This window comes from Micromonospora sp. DT48 (genome assembly GCF_049844495.1).
Taxonomy (GTDB): Bacteria; Actinomycetota; Actinomycetes; order Mycobacteriales; family Micromonosporaceae; genus Micromonospora.
In genome coordinates, this window is record NZ_JBNCLE010000009.1 from 213,113 (window position 1) to 232,252 (window position 19,140).

Annotated in this window: 17 protein-coding genes; 10 read left to right on the forward strand and 7 right to left on the reverse strand. The window is 70.8% G+C overall.

Going from position 1 to position 19,140, the window contains the following annotated elements; genetic code table 11:
* Nucleotides 1-23 precede the first annotated feature (23 nt).
* From ACLQ2S_RS13060 to ACLQ2S_RS13080, 5 genes are all read left to right on the forward strand, one after another.
* Complete coding sequence (locus ACLQ2S_RS13060; RefSeq protein WP_425701753.1) at nucleotides 24-1,325, forward strand: enolase C-terminal domain-like protein; 1,302 nt, start codon at nucleotides 24-26, stop codon at nucleotides 1,323-1,325.
* The gene (locus ACLQ2S_RS13065; protein WP_425701754.1) at nucleotides 1,316-2,806 is read left to right on the forward strand and encodes a mannitol dehydrogenase family protein; all 1,491 of its coding nucleotides are present in this window, start codon (nucleotides 1,316-1,318) and stop codon (nucleotides 2,804-2,806) included. Before ACLQ2S_RS13060 ends, ACLQ2S_RS13065 begins: the two co-directional genes overlap by 10 nt.
* Nucleotides 2,807-2,871: 65 nt before the next feature.
* Nucleotides 2,872-4,026, forward strand: a complete 1,155-nt coding sequence (locus tag ACLQ2S_RS13070; protein ID WP_309223542.1) for a Gfo/Idh/MocA family protein — start codon at nucleotides 2,872-2,874, stop codon at nucleotides 4,024-4,026.
* A gap of 217 nt (nucleotides 4,027-4,243) precedes the next feature.
* The gene (locus ACLQ2S_RS13075; protein ID WP_425701755.1) at nucleotides 4,244-5,635 is read left to right on the forward strand and encodes a pectate lyase family protein; all 1,392 of its coding nucleotides are present in this window, start codon (nucleotides 4,244-4,246) and stop codon (nucleotides 5,633-5,635) included.
* A 90-nt stretch (nucleotides 5,636-5,725) separates the two neighbouring features.
* Nucleotides 5,726-7,294, forward strand: a complete 1,569-nt coding sequence (locus ACLQ2S_RS13080) for a pectate lyase family protein (RefSeq protein ID WP_425701756.1) — start codon at nucleotides 5,726-5,728, stop codon at nucleotides 7,292-7,294.
* 78 nt (nucleotides 7,295-7,372) lie between these two features.
* On the opposite strand, the gene ACLQ2S_RS13085 is transcribed toward ACLQ2S_RS13080, so the two are convergent.
* The gene (locus ACLQ2S_RS13085; RefSeq protein WP_155220139.1) at nucleotides 7,373-8,182 is read right to left on the reverse strand and encodes a hypothetical protein; all 810 of its coding nucleotides are present in this window, start codon (nucleotides 8,180-8,182) and stop codon (nucleotides 7,373-7,375) included.
* A 111-nt stretch (nucleotides 8,183-8,293) separates the two neighbouring features.
* Between ACLQ2S_RS13085 and ACLQ2S_RS13090 the strand changes: the two genes are divergently transcribed.
* The gene (locus ACLQ2S_RS13090; RefSeq protein WP_155220137.1) at nucleotides 8,294-11,092 is read left to right on the forward strand and encodes an AAA domain-containing protein; all 2,799 of its coding nucleotides are present in this window, start codon (nucleotides 8,294-8,296) and stop codon (nucleotides 11,090-11,092) included.
* Nucleotides 11,093-11,145: 53 nt separating this feature from the next.
* Here ACLQ2S_RS13090 and ACLQ2S_RS13095 read toward each other — a convergent pair whose 3' ends face one another.
* Together ACLQ2S_RS13095 and ACLQ2S_RS13100 are read right to left on the reverse strand one after the other, a co-directional pair.
* Nucleotides 11,146-12,078, reverse strand: coding sequence for an HNH endonuclease (locus tag ACLQ2S_RS13095; protein ID WP_309223541.1), 933 nt, complete (start codon nucleotides 12,076-12,078; stop codon nucleotides 11,146-11,148).
* Between the two features lie 231 nt (nucleotides 12,079-12,309).
* Complete coding sequence (locus ACLQ2S_RS13100; protein WP_155220135.1) at nucleotides 12,310-12,642, reverse strand: hypothetical protein; 333 nt, start codon at nucleotides 12,640-12,642, stop codon at nucleotides 12,310-12,312.
* A 59-nt stretch (nucleotides 12,643-12,701) separates the two neighbouring features.
* Here ACLQ2S_RS13100 and ACLQ2S_RS13105 point away from each other — a divergent pair, with 59 nt between their 5' ends.
* Nucleotides 12,702-13,424, forward strand: coding sequence for an HD domain-containing protein (locus tag ACLQ2S_RS13105; protein WP_155220133.1), 723 nt, complete (start codon nucleotides 12,702-12,704; stop codon nucleotides 13,422-13,424).
* Between the two features lie 47 nt (nucleotides 13,425-13,471).
* Here ACLQ2S_RS13105 and ACLQ2S_RS13110 read toward each other — a convergent pair whose 3' ends face one another.
* Nucleotides 13,472-14,008 carry a hypothetical protein gene (locus tag ACLQ2S_RS13110; RefSeq protein WP_155220131.1) on the reverse strand — a complete coding sequence of 179 codons (537 nt, stop codon included), beginning with the start codon at nucleotides 14,006-14,008 and terminating at the stop codon, nucleotides 13,472-13,474.
* Between the two features lie 159 nt (nucleotides 14,009-14,167).
* Between ACLQ2S_RS13110 and ACLQ2S_RS13115 the strand changes: the two genes are divergently transcribed.
* Nucleotides 14,168-15,379 carry a MalY/PatB family protein gene (locus ACLQ2S_RS13115; RefSeq protein WP_425701757.1) on the forward strand — a complete coding sequence of 404 codons (1,212 nt, stop codon included), beginning with the start codon at nucleotides 14,168-14,170 and terminating at the stop codon, nucleotides 15,377-15,379.
* Between the two features lie 119 nt (nucleotides 15,380-15,498).
* Here ACLQ2S_RS13115 and ACLQ2S_RS13120 read toward each other — a convergent pair whose 3' ends face one another.
* Nucleotides 15,499-15,999, reverse strand: coding sequence for an SRPBCC family protein (locus tag ACLQ2S_RS13120; protein ID WP_425701758.1), 501 nt, complete (start codon nucleotides 15,997-15,999; stop codon nucleotides 15,499-15,501).
* A gap of 22 nt (nucleotides 16,000-16,021) precedes the next feature.
* Here ACLQ2S_RS13120 and ACLQ2S_RS13125 point away from each other — a divergent pair, with 22 nt between their 5' ends.
* Nucleotides 16,022-16,405, forward strand: a complete 384-nt coding sequence (locus ACLQ2S_RS13125; protein ID WP_425701759.1) for an ArsR/SmtB family transcription factor — start codon at nucleotides 16,022-16,024, stop codon at nucleotides 16,403-16,405.
* Nucleotides 16,406-16,442: 37 nt separating this feature from the next.
* Here ACLQ2S_RS13125 and ACLQ2S_RS13130 read toward each other — a convergent pair whose 3' ends face one another.
* Nucleotides 16,443-17,096 (reverse strand): hypothetical protein, encoded by a 654-nt coding sequence (locus ACLQ2S_RS13130; protein ID WP_309223540.1) that lies wholly within the window; start codon nucleotides 17,094-17,096, stop codon nucleotides 16,443-16,445.
* A gap of 191 nt (nucleotides 17,097-17,287) precedes the next feature.
* On the opposite strand from ACLQ2S_RS13130, the gene ACLQ2S_RS13135 reads away from it, so the two are divergent.
* On the forward strand, nucleotides 17,288-17,911 hold the full coding sequence (locus tag ACLQ2S_RS13135; protein ID WP_155220121.1) for a DUF6518 family protein: 624 nt from the start codon (nucleotides 17,288-17,290) through the stop codon (nucleotides 17,909-17,911).
* A gap of 22 nt (nucleotides 17,912-17,933) precedes the next feature.
* On the opposite strand, the gene hisC is transcribed toward ACLQ2S_RS13135, so the two are convergent.
* The gene (hisC, locus tag ACLQ2S_RS13140) at nucleotides 17,934-19,007 is read right to left on the reverse strand and encodes a histidinol-phosphate transaminase (protein WP_309223539.1); all 1,074 of its coding nucleotides are present in this window, start codon (nucleotides 19,005-19,007) and stop codon (nucleotides 17,934-17,936) included.
* Nucleotides 19,008-19,140 lie beyond the last annotated feature (133 nt).

The window sequence follows — 19,140 nt, forward strand, 5'->3', positions numbered from 1 at the left end:
GCAGTCGCGAACGGAAGGCAACAATGACCATCATCACCGACGTCACCGTGCACGATGTACGGTTCCCCACCGCCGCCAGTGGTGACGGCTCCGACGCGATCAACCGGGGCGACTACTCGGCGACGTACGTCGAGCTGAGCACCGACGGCGGACCGACCGGCGCCGGCTTCACCTTCACCAACGGCCGGGGCAACGAGATCACCTGCGCGGCGGTCGACGCCCTGGCCCACCACGTACGGGGACGCGACGTGGCGGAGATCGCCGCCGCGCCGGTGGCGTTCTGGCGCTCGCTCGCGGCCGACGTGCAGTTGCGCTGGCTGGGGCCGGAGAAGGGGGTCATCCACATGGCCACCGGTGCCCTGGTCAACGCGGTGTGGGATCTGCGGGCCAAGCTGGCCGGCAAACCCATGTGGCGTTACCTGGCCGAACTGCCCACCGACGAGTTGGTGGCCAACGTCGACTTCACCCACATCACCGACGCGCTCGCCCCCGACGAGGCCGCCGCGATCCTGGACAAGGGGCGCGACGGGCTCGCCGACCGCCTCGGCCTGCTGGACCGCGACGGCTTCCCGTCGTACACCACCTCGGTGGGTTGGCTCGGCTACCCCGACGACAAGGTCCGGGCGCTCACCCGGGACGCGTACGCCCAGGGGTGGCGGGCGATGAAGATGAAGGTCGGTGGGCCGCCCGCCGACGACCTGCGGCGGGCCCGGATCATCCGGGCGGAGATCGGCCCCGACGCGCTGCTGATGATGGACGCCAACCAGGTGTGGGACGTCGACGAGGCGATCACCAACATGACGGCCCTCGTCGAGGTGGACCCGTACTGGATCGAGGAGCCGACCCACGCCGACGACATCCTCGGCCACGCCCGCATCGCCCGCGCGATGGAGGAGCTGACCGGCGGGCGGTGCCGGGTCGCCACCGGGGAGGTGGCCGCGAACCGGGTCATCTTCAAACAGCTGCTCCAGGCCGAGGCGATCGGCGTGATGCAGATCGACGCCTGCCGGGTGGGCGGGGTCAACGAGGTGCTCGCCGAGATCCTGATGGCGGCGAAGTTCGGGGTGCCGGTCTGCCCGCACGCCGGTGGTGTCGGCCTCTGCGAGTACGTGCAGCACCTGGCCATCTTCGACTACCTACGGGTGGGCACCAGTCTGGAGGGACGGATGATCGAGTACGTCGACCACCTGCACGAGCACTTCGTCGACCCGGTACGCACCCGCGACGGGCGCTACCTGCTGCCCACCGCGCCGGGCTACAGCGCCACCATGCGTCCCGAGTCGATCACCACCTTCCGCTTCCCGGACGGCCCGGCGTGGCGGTGACCGTGGGCGCGTCCCGGCTCGGGTTGGACGTGGTACGCCGGTTACCCGCCGAGGCCCGCCCACTGATCCGTCCAGGCACGGTACGCGCCGGAGTCGTGCACCTCGGGCTGGGCGCGTTCCACCGCGCCCACCAGGCCGTCTACACCGAACAGGCGATCGGGCTGGCCGGTGGCGACTGGGGCATCGTCGGCGTGGCGCCCCGCAACGCGACGCTCGTGGAGACGCTGGCCGCCCAGGACAATCTGTTCAGCGTCAGCACGCTCTCCGCTGACGACCGGCGTACCCGGGTGGTCGGGTCGCTGGCCGGGGTGCGACTGGCCGCCGCCGACCCGCAGGCGGTGGTGGCGCTGCTGGCCGACCCGGCGATCCGGGTGGTCACCCTGACCGTGACCGAGAAGGCGTACCAGCTCGACCCGGCCGCGGGCACGCTACGTCCCGACGCCGACCTGGTCGCCGACCTGACCACCGACCGGCCGCCGGTCACCGTGCCGGGGCTGCTGGTCCGTGGGCTGCTGGCCCGTGCGGCCGCCGACGCCGGGCCGATCGCCCTGGTCAGCTGCGACAACCTGCCCGCCAACGGCCGCCGGCTACGCGGCCTGGTCACCCAGTGCATGGCGTACGCGGACACCCCGGGACAGGTGGTCGACTGGGTCGGGACACAGGTCGGTTTCCCGGGCACCATGGTGGACCGGATCGTCCCGGCCAGCACCCCGGAGACCCTCGCGGCGGCCCGACACGCGCTCGGCGTGGAGGACCTCGCGGCGGTGGCGGCCGAGCCGTACACCCAGTGGGTCATCGAGGACGACTTCCCCGGCGGTCGTCCCGCCTGGGACCGTGCCGGGGCGGTGCTCTGCGCGGACGCGGGCCCGTGGGAGCGGTTGAAGCTGCGCGCCCTCAACGGCGTGCACTCGGCGACCGCCTACCTCGGTGCGTTGGCCGGCCGCGAGACGATCGCGGACGCCCTCGCGATGCCGCATCTGGGCGACGTGCTGCGCCGGATGATCGCCGAGGACGTGGCCGCCAGCTTCGCCCCGCCCGACGGGGTGGACGTGGTCGCCTACGGCGAGCAGGTGCTGGAACGCTTCGGCAACCCGGCGATCCGGCACCGTACCCTCCAGGTGGCGATGGACGGTTCGCAGAAGCTGCCGCAGCGTGTCCTGCACACGATCGCCGACCTGCGCGCGGCCGGACGGTCGGCCCGCTGGGCGGCGCTCGTCGTGGCCGCCTGGATCCGGTTCAGCCAGGGCAGCGCCGACGACGGCAGCGCCCTGCCGCTGGACGACCCGCTGGCGGAGGTGATCCGCGCGGCCCTGGCCGCCGCGCCGCAGACCCCGGTCGGGGCGGTGGACGCGATCCTCGGCCTCGACGAGGTCGTCCCACCCGAGGTCGCCGCCGACGAGCAGGTCCGGGCCGACCTGGTGGCGTGGCTCACCGACCTGCACCGCCACGGCGTACTCCCCACCCTGTCCAATGCGGTATGACGGTAAGGAAGGGCACCTTGTTAACGCCTGCGGTAGAGGAAGGGGCCCCTATTAACGTTCCGCGCGTGGCGCTGGTCGGGGCGAACGGGCACGGTCGCTGGCACCGTCGGGTGATCGGTCGGTTGCACGACGAGGGTCGGGTACGGCTGGCCGCGCTGGTCGACACCAATCCGATCGAGCCGGAACCGACGGCTCCGGTCCCGGCCGACGTCCCGGTGTTCACCGACCACCGCGCGATGCTCGCCGACGTCTCGCCGGACGTGGTGGTCATCTGCACTCCACCGCACACCCACCTGCCGATCGCCCGGGAGGCGGTGGCCGCCGGAGCGGACGTGCTGCTGGAGAAGCCACCGGTGCTGTGCACCGCCGAGCACGAGGCACTGACCGCCGCACTGGGCAGCACCGGGCGGGTCGTGCAGGTCGGTTTCCAGGCACTCGGTTCGGCGGCGCTGACCATGTTGACCGACGCGGTGTCGGCGGGACGGCTGGGTGCGGTCACCGGCATCGCCACGGTGGCCGCCTGGCAACGCCCGGACGCCTACTACGCCCGCGCGCCCTGGGCCGGGCGTCGCCTGCTCGACGGGCGTCCGGTGCTCGACGGAGCCTTGGCCAACCCCCTCGCCCACGCGGTGATGCAGTGCCTGGCGGTCGCCGAGGCGGTCGGTGGTGGCCCAGTGGAGCCGGTCAGCATCGAGGTGGAGCGGTACCGGGTCCGGCCGATCGAGGTGGACGACACTGCGGTGCTGCGGGTACGGCCGCGTCTCGGACCGCCGATCGTGGCCGCCGTGACCCTCGCCGGCGAGGACTTCATCGCCGGTGAGGTGATCGTCACCGGGGATGCCGGTCGGGCGGTGCTGGAGTACCCGACCGACCGGTTGCGGCTGCCCGGTGAGACCACCGCCGGTGAGGTGCCCGGCCGCCGTGGGCTGCTGGAGAACCTGCTGGCTCATCGGGCCGATCCGCAGGTGCCGCTGATCGCGCCGCTGGCCCGGACCGCGCCGTTCACCGCCGTGCTGACCGCGTTGCAGGCGTCGCCCGAGCCGACGCTGCTCGACGGTGATCTGGTGGAGAGCGTCGGTGTCGGTCCACAACGGGTCCTTCGGGTGCGTGGCGTGAACGAGGTGCTACGTCAGGTGGCCGATCAGGGTCGGTTGCCGTCGGAACTCGGCGTGCCCTGGGCGATTACCCCTTGGCACACCGACCTGACCGGGCAAGAATAGGAGGCGTCGCCGCAACAAACTGCAAACTCTCCGATCCACACAGGACCAGAGACAATGCGATGAACAGCGGTTTCCCGACCACAGCCCGTCGGGACGATGCCACCCGACAGCATTTACTGCAACAAATCTGCACATCCATAATATTGACCACAATAAAAGCACGACCGTAACCTTCGTGGCTAATAGGAAACAGCGACGAAGGAAACGGAACGAACCGATGCGCAGACTTGCCGCCATCGCGACATCGATCACTATCGCCTTGAGCGCCGCGCCCGCCGCCGCCCTGGCCCGACCGGCCAGCCATCCGGACGCCACCGACGGCAGCCAGCTCCAGCGGGGTGCCTCGGCACCCCTGTCACCGTTGGCCCGCCAGCTGGGCCGACAGGCCCTGCCAACCGGCGACGGCTGGGCAGCCGCCGGGCCGGGCACCACCGGAGGTTCCGCCGCCTCGGCCGACCAGATCCACGTGGTGAGCAGCCGCGCGGAACTGGTCGACGCGCTCGGCGGGGACAACGCCACCAACGCGACGAACGACACCCCCAAGATCGTGTACGTCAAGGGCCGCATCGACGGCTTCGAGACTGCCGACGGCCGACTGCTGTCCTGTACCGACCTGGCCGACCCCGGGTACTCGCTGGAGGCGTACCTGGCCGCGTACGACCCGGCGGTCTGGGGTCGGGTGACGCCGAGCGGGCCGCTGGAGGAGGCGCGGGTCCGGTCGGTGACCAACCAGACCCGGCAGACGCAGATCAACGTCGGCCCGAACACCACCATCGTCGGGCTGCGGGGGGCGCGGCTGACCGGGCTCACCCTGATGATCGACCGGGCACCGAACGTCATCGTCCGCAACCTCACCTTCGACGATGCCCGGGACTGCTTCCCCGCCTGGTCCCCCACCGACGGCGAGGCCGGCAACTGGAACTCGCAGTTCGACCTGCTGTCGGTACGCCGCAGCGAGAACGTCTGGATCGACCACAACACCTTCACCGACGGGGACAACCCGGACAGCGCCCAGCCGCTGTACTTCGGACGGCCCTACCAGGTGCACGACGGCGCGTTGGATATCACCCACACCGCCAGCCTGGTCACCGCCTCGTGGAACCGCTTCGTGGGGCGGGACAAGCTGATGCTGATCGGTTCGTCCAACACCGTCGGACCAGACGTCGGCCGGCTGAACGTCACCCTGCACCACAACCTCTTCGACGGCGGGCTCCAACGGCTGCCTCGAGTCCGCTTCGGTCAGGTCGACGTCTACAACAACGCCTATCGACTCGGCGGTGACGGCTTCGAGTACGCCATCGGCGTCGGCGTCCAGTCCGCGGTGCACGTCGAGAACAACCACTTCACCCTCGGCACCGGCGTCGACGCCGCCGACCTGCTCTACGACTGGGGTGGCACCGCGATCACCACCCGGGGCAACTGGGTCGATCCGGCGGGCGGGCTGCCCCGCCCGGTGGACCTGGTGGCCGCGTACAACGCCGCACACGACCCCGACCTGAGCCCCGACGCCGGTTGGACGCCCTCGTTGCGGCACGGACCGGTGCTGCCGGCTCCGCTGGTGCCGCTGGCGGTCGGTTCCCTCGCCGGCGCCGACCGCCTCCCGCAGTAACCCAGGTGTTAACAGGGGACCCCTGCTCTACCTCAGGCGTTAGAAGGGGGCCCTTCCTTACGCCACCACCGACAAGGAAGTGAGATCAGGATGAGACGAACGGTCACACTCCGACTCCTCGCTGGGATGGCCGCCACCGCCACGACAGCCGCGCTCTGCGTGACCCTGACGACGATGCCGCAGGCGTCCGCCGCGGTCGGCAGCGCCACCGGTTTCGCGAGCAGCAACGGTGGCACCACCGGCGGCTCCGGCGGGCAGACCGTACGCGCCACCACCGGAACCCAGATCCACGCGGCCCTGTGCAACCGGGCCAGCAGCAGCACCCCGATCATCATTCAGGTCGAGGGAACCATCAACCACGGCAACACCAGCAAGGTGTCCGGTTCGAGCTGCAACACCGCCGCCGACGTGATCGAACTCAAGCAGATCAGCAACGTCACCATCCTCGGCGTCGGCAACGGAGCCCTCTTCGACCAGATCGGCATCCACATCCGCGAGGCCCGGAACATCATCATCCAGAACGTGACGGTCCGGAACGTCAAGAAGTCGGGCTCGCCCACGTCCAACGGTGGCGACGCCATCGGCATGGAGGCCAACGTCCGCAACGTCTGGGTCGACCACGTCACGCTGGAGGCGTCCGGCGGCGAGTCGGAGGGCTACGACGGGCTGTTCGACATGAAGAACAACACCCAGTACGTGACGCTGTCCTACAGCATCCTGCGCAACTCCGGCCGGGGTGGGCTGATCGGGTCCAGCGAGAGCGACCTGTCCAACGGGTACGTCACGTTCCACCACAACCGGTACGAGAACATCGACTCCCGTACGCCGCTGCTGCGTGGCGGCATCGCCCACATCTTCAACAACCACTACGTACGCCTCAACGAGTCCGGCATCAACTCCCGGGCCGGTGCGCGCGCCAAGGTGGACAACAACTACTTCCAGGACGCCAAGAACGTGCTGGGCACCTTCTACACCAGCGCGGCCGGCTACTGGCAGGTCAGCGGCAACATCTTCGACAACGTGACCTGGTCGAGCCGCAGCGGCGACACCAACCCGGCCGGGCCCAACCCGACCTCCAACACCAGCGTCAGCGTCCCGTACTCGTACCACCTCGACTCGGCCAGCTGCGTGCCGAGCATCGTCAGCCAGACCGCCGGAGCGAACAAGGGCATCCGCACCTCGAACGGCAACTGCACGCCGCAGAGCCCGACCGCCGGGCCGACCAGCCCGACGCCGGGGCCGACCAACACCGCCCCACCCCCGAGCAGCAGCCCGACGCCGAGCCAGCCCAGCGGCCCCAACCTCAGCATCGGCGCCGGCTCCGACGGCTCCAGCAAGGCCAGCGGCACCAGCTACGGCGACGTGCGCGACGGCAACATGAACACCGCCTGGTCGCCGAACGGCACCACCGGACAGATCTCGATCAAGTGGGGCTCCGCCACCACGGTCTCCCGGATCAACATCCGTGAGGCGTCCGGCTCCGACGGCACCATCCGCAACTGGCGGGTCCTCAACCACGACACCGGCGCGGTGCTGGCCTCCGGCACCGGCGCGGGCGTCATCAGCTTCGCCCCGACGTCGATGCGCAAGGTGACCTTCGACATCACCAGCTCGACCGGCACCCCGAGGGTCGCCGAGTTCGAGACGTACGCCAACTAGCGCACCAACCCGGCCGTCCCCCGGGACAGCACGCCCGACCTGGTGGGGCCGTCGACACCCGACGGCCCCACCACCGCACTAGCTGTCGTACGGCGGCGACACCTCGTCGTTCCAGGAACGCCTCACGTAACCCCCGGTGAGATCCTGGAGGTGCAGAGTGACGTCGATCAGGGTGTTGGTCTCCTGGAGCACCTCGTCGAGATCGTCGAAGGTGACCTGGAACCGGCGGTCGTAGGCGGCCATCTCCGGAATGCCATAGTCCTCGGCGACCTCGGCGGCCTCGATGGCGATCCGTGGCCCCGCCTCGAAGGTCACCTCCAGTTGGGGACCGTCATCCCATTGCACGGTGAGTCGGTCGTTCTCCTCGGCCACCACCATCGACCTCAGGCGCTGCGCGGCGTCGGCGAGGGTGGCGGGGCCGGTGAAGTAGACCCGGATGCCATCGCGCGGCCAGAGGTGCGACGAGACGGGCCCCTCCTCGAACAGCACGTCGACCGCGGCGCCGATGCTGGACTCAGCCTCGGTCAGCGGCACACCCAGTTGCGAGACGTGGGCGACGAGGCCCGTCGCGTCCGCCACCACGTGCCCGATCCGGTAGGTGGTCCGGACGAACCACTCAGCATCCGCGCCACTGTGCCAGAACGGCAGGTTGACGGCCGCCTCACCAGACCGGTAGCGCACCGTGATGCCGCTGGCCTGGTGCGTCAGCGTGCGGTTCGGGCCGTCCTCGCCCAGCACCACCTCGCCGACGACGTCCCGTACGCCGGAGACGATGGCATCCCACGCCTGAGAGTCGGACGAATCACCCGTGTCCTTCCGTTCGCCGTCCGACGCCTTCAGCGAGGACTCTCCAACGGGATCGGGTAGCAGGAGGAGATCAAGAGTCATGGCCGTCAGGCTAGCCAGGGCCTGTGTCAAATTCGGTCACCGCCGGTCGTGGACAGCGGCGAGGTGGACGGGGGTCCCGGGCGGGACCAGGTAGGGCAGAATCTGCGGGCGATGCACGCGGCGGCCATCCTCACCGCGCTCGCCGACCTGGCCCCGGCCGGTGCCGAGCGGGTCCTCGACGTCTCCGGGCCCGGTCGGCCGCTGGTCTGGCTGCCGGAACCGCACCGGGGTCCACGTAGCGCACGACTGGACCGGCTCGCCGCGCTCGACGCCCTGCACCGCGACGAACGGATCCTCCGCCTCGGACTGGCCTTCCTCGTCGGCACCGCCGACCTGGACGGCACCCGGCGACGGATCCGGCTGCCGCTGCTGGCCCAGCCGGTACGCCTGCAACGCAGCCGACGCGGGTACCGGGTCGTGCCGGCCGGTGACCTCGAACTGACCTCGCTGATCGAGGATCGGGAACTCGCCGCCCGGCTGGAGGCCGCACCGGGGCTCGCCGGACCCGGCTGGTTGACCGCCCCCGGCACCACCGCCTGGATCGCCTCGGCGGCCGAGGCCGCCGGCGTGAAGGTGGCCACGGTCCAGACGCGCCCGCCGCGCGGCGTCGACGACGATGTCACCGGGGTGGCCGCGGCAGCGATCTTCGTGACCCGCGACGTGTTCGCCGGTCGTCTCCGCGACACCCTGTTGAGCTGGGCGGGCCGACCCGGGCTGGCGGACACCGCCCTGAACCGGCTCTACCTCGGCACCGACGGCACCGCGCAGGCCCCGAGCACAGCCGATCTCACCGACGCGGACGACGTGCTGTCGCCCCTGCCGCTGAACGCCGCCCAGCAGGACGTGATCCGCCGGACCAGGACGGCACCCGTGGTGGTGGTCTCGGGTGCCCCGGGCAACGGCAAGAGTCACGCCCTGGTCGCCGCCGCGCTGGACACCGTGGCGCGCGGCGGATCGGTGCTGGTGGCCACCCAGTCGACTCACGCCGCCGAGGTGCTGGGGGAACTGCTGCGCCGACATCCGGGCCCACCACCTGTGCTCTTCGGCGATGCCGAGCGGCGCGGGGCCATCGCCACCGAGCTTGCCGGTGGCGTCGCAGTCGGCGTGGACGACGCCCAGCTGCGCCGGGACAGCACCGCCGTGTCGACCGCCCTGGACCGGGTCACCGGAACCCGAGCGGGCATCGTCGCCGCGCTCGAGCAGGAACGGCTCGCCGCCACGCTCTCCGACTGGCAGCCGCTGCTGCCCGCGCTGAGCCACGACGCTCCGGCGGTGTTCGAGCCGGACACCGACCTCGCCGCGATCCGCGCCGCCCTGCACGACGCCAGCCGCGACGGCGACGGCTGGTGGTCCCGGTGGCGTCGGTCGCACGCCACCCGCCGACTCCACCGGCTCACCGGCGCCCGCACCGACGTACCGTTACCCCAGCTACGGGCGGCGGTGGACGCGGCACACGCCGTACGGGCCGCCGCCCGGTTGTCCTCGCACGGCGGCACCGACCTGGCCGCCGCCTGGCGGGCGCTGGCCGAAGCGGACGTCGCGCTCGCCGAGGCGGTCGGCACGGCGTTGCGGAACCAGACCGCCAGCGCACGACGGTGGACCGGGGATGCCCGACGCGCCGCCAGCGGCCTGGGCACCGCACTGCGGGCCGGACGCAACCGCCGCCGGGAACTGCTCGCCGCGCTGGACGCCGACGCCCTGGTCCGGGCGTTGCCGCTGTGGGTGGGCACGGTCGCCGACGTCGAGGACCTGCTGCCACCGGCGGCCGGCATGTTCGACCTGGTGGTGCTCGACGAGGCGGCGCACATCGACCAACTGCGGGCCGCCCCGGTGCTGGCCCGCGCCCGCCGGGCTCTGGTCGCCGGTGATCCCCGGCAGTTGCGGTTCGTGTCGTTCGTGTCCGACGCGGACGTGACCGCCACGCTGCACCGGCACGGTCTGGCCGGCTTCACCGACCGACTCGACGTGCGCCGGGCGAGCGCCTTCGACGTGGCGGCCGGTGCCGCACCCGTCACCTGGCTCGGTGAACATCACCGCTGCGCGCCGCACCTGATCGGATTCTCCGCCCGCCGGTTCTACGACGACCGGCTGGAACTGGTCACCCGGCACCCGGGCAACGAACGGGCCGACGCCATCGACGTGGTGACCGTCGCCGACGCCACGGTGGTCGACGGCGTCAACCAGGCCGAGGTGGCGACCGTACTCGGCCTGGTTGACGCCCTCGCCGACCGACCCCCACCGGGCGGCGTCGCAGTGATCAGCCCGTTCCGCGCCCAGGCCGACGCGGTGGAGGCGGCACTGCTGTCGGCGTACGACGTCGACGCGATCGAACGGTTGGGCCTGCGTACCGGAACGGTGCACGCGTTCCAGGGCAGCGAGGCCGACGTGGTGATCGCCACGCTCGGGCTGGTCGACGCCGACCCACCCGCACGCCACCGGTTCGTCGCCGAGCCGAACCTGTTCAACGTCATGGTCACCCGGGCCCGGAAGCGGCTCACCGTGGTCACGTCGCTCCAGGCCCCGGAGGGCATCATCGGCGACTATCTCCGGTACGCCGAACAACCGCTGAACGCCACCGAGCCGGAACCCACGCCGCCCGCCCCATGGGCGAACGCTCTCGCGGTCGAGCTGACCCGGATCGGGCTGGACGTACGGCCCGGCTACCCCGTGGGCCGCTGGCGGGTCGACCTCTGCGTCGGCGACGACGGCCCGGTCGGTCTGATGTGCGGAGTGCATCCGGACGGCGTGACCGCGCACGTAGAGCGGCAGCGCACGCTCATCCGGGCCGGTTGGCGGCTGTACGACGCGTTCGCCAGCACCTGGGCCCACGACCCGATCCGCGCCGCCCTCGACCTAGCCACCCGCATCCGCGACGACGCTCGCCGACAGCCGGATCCGACCGGTTCTTGACGTACTGCCAGGTGGCCAACCAGGCGGCCGGCGTGGCAGGTCAGCAACCGCGATCAGACGGCTTTGAAGACTGTGTCGAGGTGCCACTCAAGGTACTCGGCGTTGGGTCGGTCGCTCCGCCGCTCCGGGAGGGCGATGGACGTACCTGCCCTGGCGTAGAACTGGTCGCCATTACCGAATTCACTGCGCAATCGAGGGCTGACCATCAATCGGAACTTGGGGTCCACGCCAAGATATCCCCGATCGAAGAGGATATGCACGTCCGACTTAAGCAGCAGGCCGTTGTCGATCCGGTGCTCCCCGCCCTGCGGCAACGGCCGGATGTGAGCCGCCTGCAACACCGGCTGGACCTTGTTGCCGGTGATGGCGCAACGCCGCCCATAGGCACCCAGCACCACGGCTTTGAACGACTGCTGACCAAGGCGCTGCGGCACCAGGCGCGGATCACCGTACACCGGCCCAGGACGATGCCAGGGCTTACTGAAGTCCACTTCGATAGCCGCCCCCAGCACGCGGTGCAACAGGACGTCGAAGTACTCGGCCGCGGACGGGTCAGCGAGGTCGTACGTCTTGCCCTGCACCACGTTGGACGCGAAGCCAGGTGGTGGGCCAGCCGCCGAGCCATCGGGGAAGAAGACACTGTCGCGGACGAAGATGCAGCCGATGACCGGATCCTCATCGAGCCCGATCGGCTGCTTGCGGTACCGACCGACGCTACGACGCATTTCGTCCAAGCTGGCGACGCCGTTGGCCTCGCCGAACAGCTCCCACGCCTCGGAGATCCTCAGCCGAGCGAAACCGCTGAAGAAGCCTCCGCCAACCACCTGATTGAGCGGGTAGTGCGCCTTGAAGAAGAAGGGCTCGCCGGGCGTCAGGGCACGAAAGCCGCCGCCGGAGGGCCGCCAGAAGTTGACCTCGTTCAGGGTGGGACGTGCCGCCAGGAACCGGTACCACTTTTCGTCCGTCACGCCGACAAAAGCCTTCACATCGGTCAGACTGCACCGGCTCTGATCTCCCCGCTACCCTCCCAACGGTCGGTTCTCGACGGACGCCGACGTCTGGGCTCCCGCAGCCAGCGACCCGCGCCGTGGTGTCGAGCGCAGTTTGCAGCCGACCGGGGGTGGTCCGCCGGTTGTCGACCGCCCTGATTGTGGGCGTCCATTGCTCGGCCACGGGAAGCATCGGCCACGTGTCGATGAGGGATCGCTCGATGGTGGTCACGGGCAGCCCTTGTCGTACCAGCACCGACGGCGGGGCGAGGGTGAGGTGGCGGCGTCGGTGGAGTCGGACTCCGGGCCAGCTTCGCAGGCCGCTGGCGTGCTCACGTGCAGCAGGTCCCCGGCTTGTTGTCGGTGCAGCCCCCACACGTCGAGGGCCGTGAGGTGGCTGAGTGCGCCGCGCCCGCGAAGCCAGGCCGCGACCGCACGGCGACCGAGTGGCGGGCCGATCCGGCTGAGTGGCGGGACGCTCTGGGGCTTGGGTGGGAGGCGCTGGTCCTTGAGCGGGGGCGCTGCGGCGAACACCTCAGGGGCGGCGTGGCGGACAGCCACACCGCCACGCTCAAGGAGCTGCAACTGCGGGGGGTGGGGGGATTGGGTATAAGGGACGGATGGAATTGCCGCCTTATCTGGCCAGTATGCCGATGCACGCGATCACCGAGATGCACGGCGAGGTCGGGTTGCGGGAGCGGTTCCGGCTGGAGATCCAGCGCTTCGACAGCGCCGAGCGGCAGCGGCTCGACGAGGCGTTGGAGCTGGTCACGCGGCTGCATCGCGACGATCGCCGGTCCCGGGAGCCGTACGTCAATCATCTGCTCCGGGTGTCGATCCGGATGCTGCACCACTACCAGGTGCGCGACGTCGACGTGATCGTCGCCGGGCTGCTGCACGACGCCGTCGAGGACCACCCGGGCGAGTTGGTGGGGGGCGAGGGAGCGGCTGGGGATCTGGCGATTGGGGCGTTGGCGGTGCTCGCGGAGCGGTTCGGGCCACGGGTGGCGCGTCTGGTGGGCGCGGTCACCAACCCGCCGTGGGATCCCGGGCGTGACCGGTACGAGCAGTACCGCGAGCATGTCGCCGCCAGTCTCGAACGGGAACCCTGGGCACGGGTCATCAAGATCTCCGACTTCACGGACAACGGCGTCGGGGTGATCCATTCCGTCGGCCCGAAGGTCGAATCGTCGGCCCGGAAGTACCGCCCGTTGCTGCCGGTGTACCGCGACCTCGTCACCCGGGCCGACACTCCGCTGTCCGAGGCGGTCAAGCAGCACATCCTGGACCAGCTCGACCTGGCCGAGCAGCGGTTCAGCGCCATCCTCGACCAGCCGGTCTGAGACACGCGCCGGACCTGTTGGGATCGGGCCGGGCAAACCCGGGGTGGTCAGCGGTCGGCGCGCGGAGCGGGTGTGAGGTTGAGTCTGCTCACCAGGAGGTCGGCCTGGGCCACCGAGCCGCCGCCGACGCCGAGTCCACCACGGGCGGCGCGGTAGAAGTCGTCGCGTGCCTTGTTGGCCTGGTGCAGCAGGGCGGCCCGGTCGACGTCGGTGTGCTCCTCCCGGGCCAGTCGTTCGACCGCCCAGACACTGTCCCGCCAGGCCCGCGCCGCGGTCACCGTCGGCGCGTCGCCGAGCAGCAGCACGTTCTCCCAGGCGAGCGTGTGCCGGAAGTCGGCCTCCGCCAGCTCGGCGAGGGCGACGTCGCGATCGAGGTAGCCGCCGGTCGCTCGGCTGGCGATGGTGTGCGCCTCCTTGAGCGCCCGCGCGAACTCGACGTACGCGTCGAGTCGCCGCTCGTCCCATCGCACGGTCTGGTTCCGTCGCCACCGTGAACGGTCGGCCAGCGAGGTGGCGACGATCGTGCCGATGGTGCCGACCAGCACGCCGAGGAGTGCCGGTAGCTGTGCCGTGATGCCCTCCATGGCCGGACAGCCTGGCAGCCTCCGGCAGGCGGTGTCCAACCACCGGCGGCGGGACGCCCGGGGGTCGAGCAGTTGCGTACGATGCGATGATTCCTGGGCCTCGGTGGCAGGCTGGGATCTCGACGTAGGTGAGGACCGCCGGGTGAGGTGGAGCTGTCGATGGTGAATCCGCTGACCCAGTTGTCCCTGGCCGAGTTGCGCCGACGCACGAGCGTCAAGTGGCGGCTGTACGCCGAGGACGTGCTGCCCCTGTGGGTGGCCGAGATGGACGTGCCGTTGGCCGCGCCCGTCGCGGAGGCACTGCACGACGCGGTCCGACGCGGCGACACCGGGTACGCCTATGGGACGGCGTACGCGGAGGCGCTCGGCGACTTCGCGGCCCGACGGTGGGGTTGGTCCGACCTGCCGGTCGGCCACGTCACCGTGGTGCCGGACGTGATGCTCGGCATCGTCGAGGTGCTGCGGCTGCTGACCGACCCCGGCGACGCGGTGGTGTTCTGCTCCCCGGTCTACCCACCGTTCTACGCTTTCGTCAGCCACGCCGATCGGCAGGTGATCGAGGCACCGCTCGGTGCGGACCGGCGGATGGACCTGTCGGTGTTGGACGAGGCGTTCCGCCGGGCACGCGCGGGCGGTCGCCGCGCGGTGTTCCTGCTGTGCAACCCCCACAACCCGACAGGTGTCGTCCACCGTCGCGACGAACTCGAAGCGGTGGCCGAGCTGGCCGGTCGGCACGGGGTACGGGTGGTGGCCGACGAGATCCACGCGCCGCTGGCGCTGCCCGGGGCACCGTTCACGCCGTACCTCACGGTGGCCGGGGCCGAGGACGCGTTCGCGGTGCTGTCCGCCTCGAAGGCGTGGAACCTGGCCGGGCTGAAGTCGGCGCTGGTGGTGGCGGGCCGACGCGCGGTGGCGGACCTGCGGCGGATGCCGGAGGAGGTCGGCCACGGGCCGAGCCACCTGGGCGTCATCGCGCACACCGCCGCCTTCCGCGACGGCGGCGACTGGCTGGACCGTCTCCTGGCGGGTCTCGACGGCAACCGCAAGCTGCTCGGGACGCTGCTGGCCCGGCATGCCCCGACCATCGGCTACGACCCGCCCGAGGGCACCTATCTGGCCTGGTTGGACTGCACCGACCTGGGCATCGACAGCGGGCCGGTCGGCGACGAGCCCGGCGTGGTGACCGACATCGCCGGGCCGGCGGGGTTGTTCCTCGACCGGGCACGGGTGGCGCTCAGCTCCGGGCACGTCTTCGGCACCGGCGGCACCGGCTTCGTCCGGCTCAACTTCGCCACCTCCCCGGAGATCCTGACCGAGGCGGTGACCCGGATGGGCCGCGCCGTCGCCGAACACCAGGCGGCGACCGGCTAGCGGCGTCAGCATCGACGGGTCGGAGCGAGGGGGGTCTTTGGCGGTCGCTGCGGCGCCCAGGATCGCACCCTGGCTGCACCGACCGGGACGTCCCAGGCCATGACCAGGAGGTTGACGGGTCAGGCGAAGAATCCGGCGCGCAGGTTGATGCCGTGCTCCAGCCACGCCTTGAGGCAGCAGAGCATGTTGGTCCACCCCTCGCAGTTGCCGTACGAGGCCCGCTGGCCCCCGGGGGTGGGCCGCCATCCCTCCTCGGCGATGGTGACCAGCGTCCGGTCGTCACCGAGTGCCTCGAACTCGATGGTGACGGTGGTGAAGTAGGACGCGCCGGTGACCGGCTCGTCGGAGGTGGACTGGGCGTCGTCGGCCGCCTCCCAGCGCAGCACGATCCGCCGGTCCTGCTCCACCTCGACCACCTCGACCGGGAAGGCGCCGGGGAATTCGGCGAAGTCCCAGGTGACGGTGGCTCCGGTGACCAGTCGGCCCTTCGCGCCGCCGGTGGTGAAGTACTGGGAGAGCTGGTCGGGGTCGACCACCGCCTCGAACACCTCGTGTACGCCCCGACTGATCCGTCCAGCGATCTTGAATCGCAGGTCCATGGTGGTCCTCTCACCCGACATCGACATGTTATAGCTTTATAACATGTCGAGTCACGGCGTACGCGCCGAACCGGATCCGGTCGACGAGGACCTCGTCTTCAAGGCGCTGGCCTCGTCGACCCGGCGACGGATCCTCGATGCGCTCAAGGACCAGCCACGGACCACCGGCGATCTCTGCGAGCGGTTCCCGCACCTGGATCGCTGCACGGTGATGCAACACCTGCGGGTGTTGGAGGCGGCCGGGCTGGTCATCGCCCAGCGCAAGGGCCGCGAGCGGTGGAATCACCTCGACCCGCTACCGATCAAGCACATCCACGACCGGTGGATCGGCGACTACGCCAGCGCGGCGGTGGGGATGCTGGCCACGCTCAAGAGCGACCTCGAAGGCCGTACGCCCGGCCAGCGGCCCCGCCACCACGCCGGGTGACCGGCCCAGCCACGACGCGGGGTGACCGGCGCGGTCGTTACTTCCAGGCGGGCGCCGGCCCGTTGTCGTTGAACCGGAAGCTGCTCATCGGCGGCCGGTCGCCCAGCTTCTCCAGGATCAGCCCGGAGTCCGGCGAGTTCCGCAGGTACGCCGAGTCGAAGCTGATCAGGAATCCCTCGTCCGCGTCGGCGGCGGAGATGGTGAACTGCTGTCGCGGCTCGCCCTCCCGGCAGGCGACGCCCTCCACCGTCAGCGGCCGACCGCCGCCCGGGTTGACCGACTGCCAGCAGATCGGCTTACCACCGCCGGCGCCACGGTACGCCCTGATCAGGTACTTCTGCCCGGTCAGCGGAGTCGGCACGAACAGCTGCCGACCACTGTCGTCGTCCACCTCGGCGAGGCGACCGTCGTCGGTCAGCGACAACCGCGCTTCGAAGGCGTCGATCCGGCTGATGGTGACCTGGCGGGTGCCGGACAACACGTCGGGAGTGGCGGCCGGGGTCGGCGTGGCGGTGGCGACCGGGGTGGTCGTCGGCGACGCGGAGCCCTCGTCGGTGCCGTCCGCCCCACCGCAGGCTCCGGCCCCGAGGGCCAGCGCCACCAGCCCCGCTCCGGCGAGCCAGCTGCGCATCGACATCTCCCACTCCTCATCCCGGCCGGGTGGGCTCTCCCGTCGCACGCCACGCCCCACGGCACCTCTCCTCGATCGACGTACCCGGGCCGAGGCACGGGTATGCGACAGCACTCCAGACTGCTCGCCGGATCGCGATCCGGCCACCCGCCAGGTGCCGACGTCAGCGCCGCACCCGGCGGTAGCGGCCCCATGGAATCGCCTGACCCGCAGCACAGAACCCTGATGCATACCCGGTATTATCTGCTGCGATGCGACCTGAACCCGGCCATCGACACGTCGCGCTCGCCGCATTACTGGGCGGTCTGCTGCTTGGCTCGATCGACTTCATCTGGATCAAGTACGTCCCCTATCCTGCCGGCAACCTGGGCAACTCCAGCGCGGTCTGGGCGGTCGCCGCGTTCTTCTTCGGCCGCTGGGTCCGTACGGGTGCGCTGCGCGCGGCGGTCGGCGCCGCCGTCGGGCTCGTGGTCGCGGTGCCCAGCTACTACGTCACGGCGGCGCTCGTGCAGGGCGACGACTGGTCTGTCCTGTGGGCGCCGTCGTCACTGCTCTGGATGTGCTTCGGCGTCCTCGCCGGAGTGCTCTTCGGTATCGCCGGGGTGTGGGCGCGCGCGGCGGACTGGCGACGGGTGGTCGGGCCCGCGCTACCGGCCGCGGTGCTGTTCGCCGAGGCGGGGCTGGAGATCCGCCGGATCGGCAACCCCGACTACGGCGACGACCCGATCTGGGACGCGCTGATCAAGATCGCGCTCGGTCTGCTGGTCCTCGTCGTGGCGGGGCGCACGAACCGGCAACGCGCGCTGGCCCTGGCCACGGCGCTGCCGCTGGCGCTGGCGGGCCTGGGTGCCTTCCTGCTGGCCAACTTCGGCTGAGCGGACGAGCGAGTACGTCGGCTCAGCCGTGGAGCTTGAGCGCCCGGAGCAGTTCGTCGTTCTCCTCGGGCGTGCCGATCGACAGCCGCACCGCGCCGTCGATCACGCCGCTGCGGTCCCGCAGCCTGATGCCCTGCGCGGCCAGCGCGGCGCAGAGTCGCCGTGGATCCTCGGTGCGTACCAGCAGGAAGTTGGCGTCCGAGGGAAGCACCTCGACGATGGTGGGCAGCTGCGCCAGGGCCTCACGCACGCGGTCCCGCTCGGCGACGATGCGGTCGATGTTGCGCCGCCCGTAGGCGATGCCGTCGGGCGAGATCGCCGCGCCGATCGCCCGGATCGCCGTGACGGTGAGGGGGTACGGCGGCATGATGCGGCGCAGCACCCCGACGACCTCCGGGTGCGCGAGGGTGATGCCGCAGCGTTCACCGGCGAGGCTGTACTCCTTGGACAAGGACCGTACGACCACGAGGTTGGGCTGCTCGGCGATCGCACCGGCGAGGGACGGTCGACCCGAGTAGTCCAGGTACAGCTCGTCCACCACCACCATCGCCCGGCCGCGCAGCCGCTCGGCGAGCCGCAGCACGGACGCGTGTTCCATCAGGTTGGCGGTCGGGTTGTTCGGTGAGCAGACGAAGACGATCTTGATCCCCGGGTCGGCGTCACAGGCGGCCAGCATCGCGTCCGTGTCGAGCTGGTACGACCCGGCCAGCAGGGGCACCTGCCGCACCGAGGCGCCCTGGATGTGCGCGGCCGTCTCGTACATGACGAAGGTCGGCGGTGTGATCAGGATGGCGTCCCGACCGGCCGCGCAGAACGCGCGGACCAGCAGGTCGATGGCCTCGTCCGCGCCGCGGGACAGGAAGAGCTGCTCGACCGGCAGTCCGTAGATCTCGGAGAATCGGCGCAGCAGCGACGGTGGTTGCGGCTCCGGATACCGGTTGAGCCCCTCCTGTTCGCTGCCGCCCGGGTACGGCGGATAGGGGTTCTCGTTCGCGTCGAGGTGGATCCGCACGGCCTGATCGGCCTCGACGCGCGCCGAACTGTACGGCCGCATCGCGTAGATCTCGGGCCTGACCAGCGAAACGATGTCGTCCACGAACTTCGCGTTCCTCTCCTGCCGGTCCGGGTGTCGGCCGCCGCCACCTCGATCGCCGCGTCGGCCACGCCCCGGTAGGCGCAGGGTACCGCCCACCGGGGCCGCTCTCGTCGGGGCTAGCGGGCACCGGCCC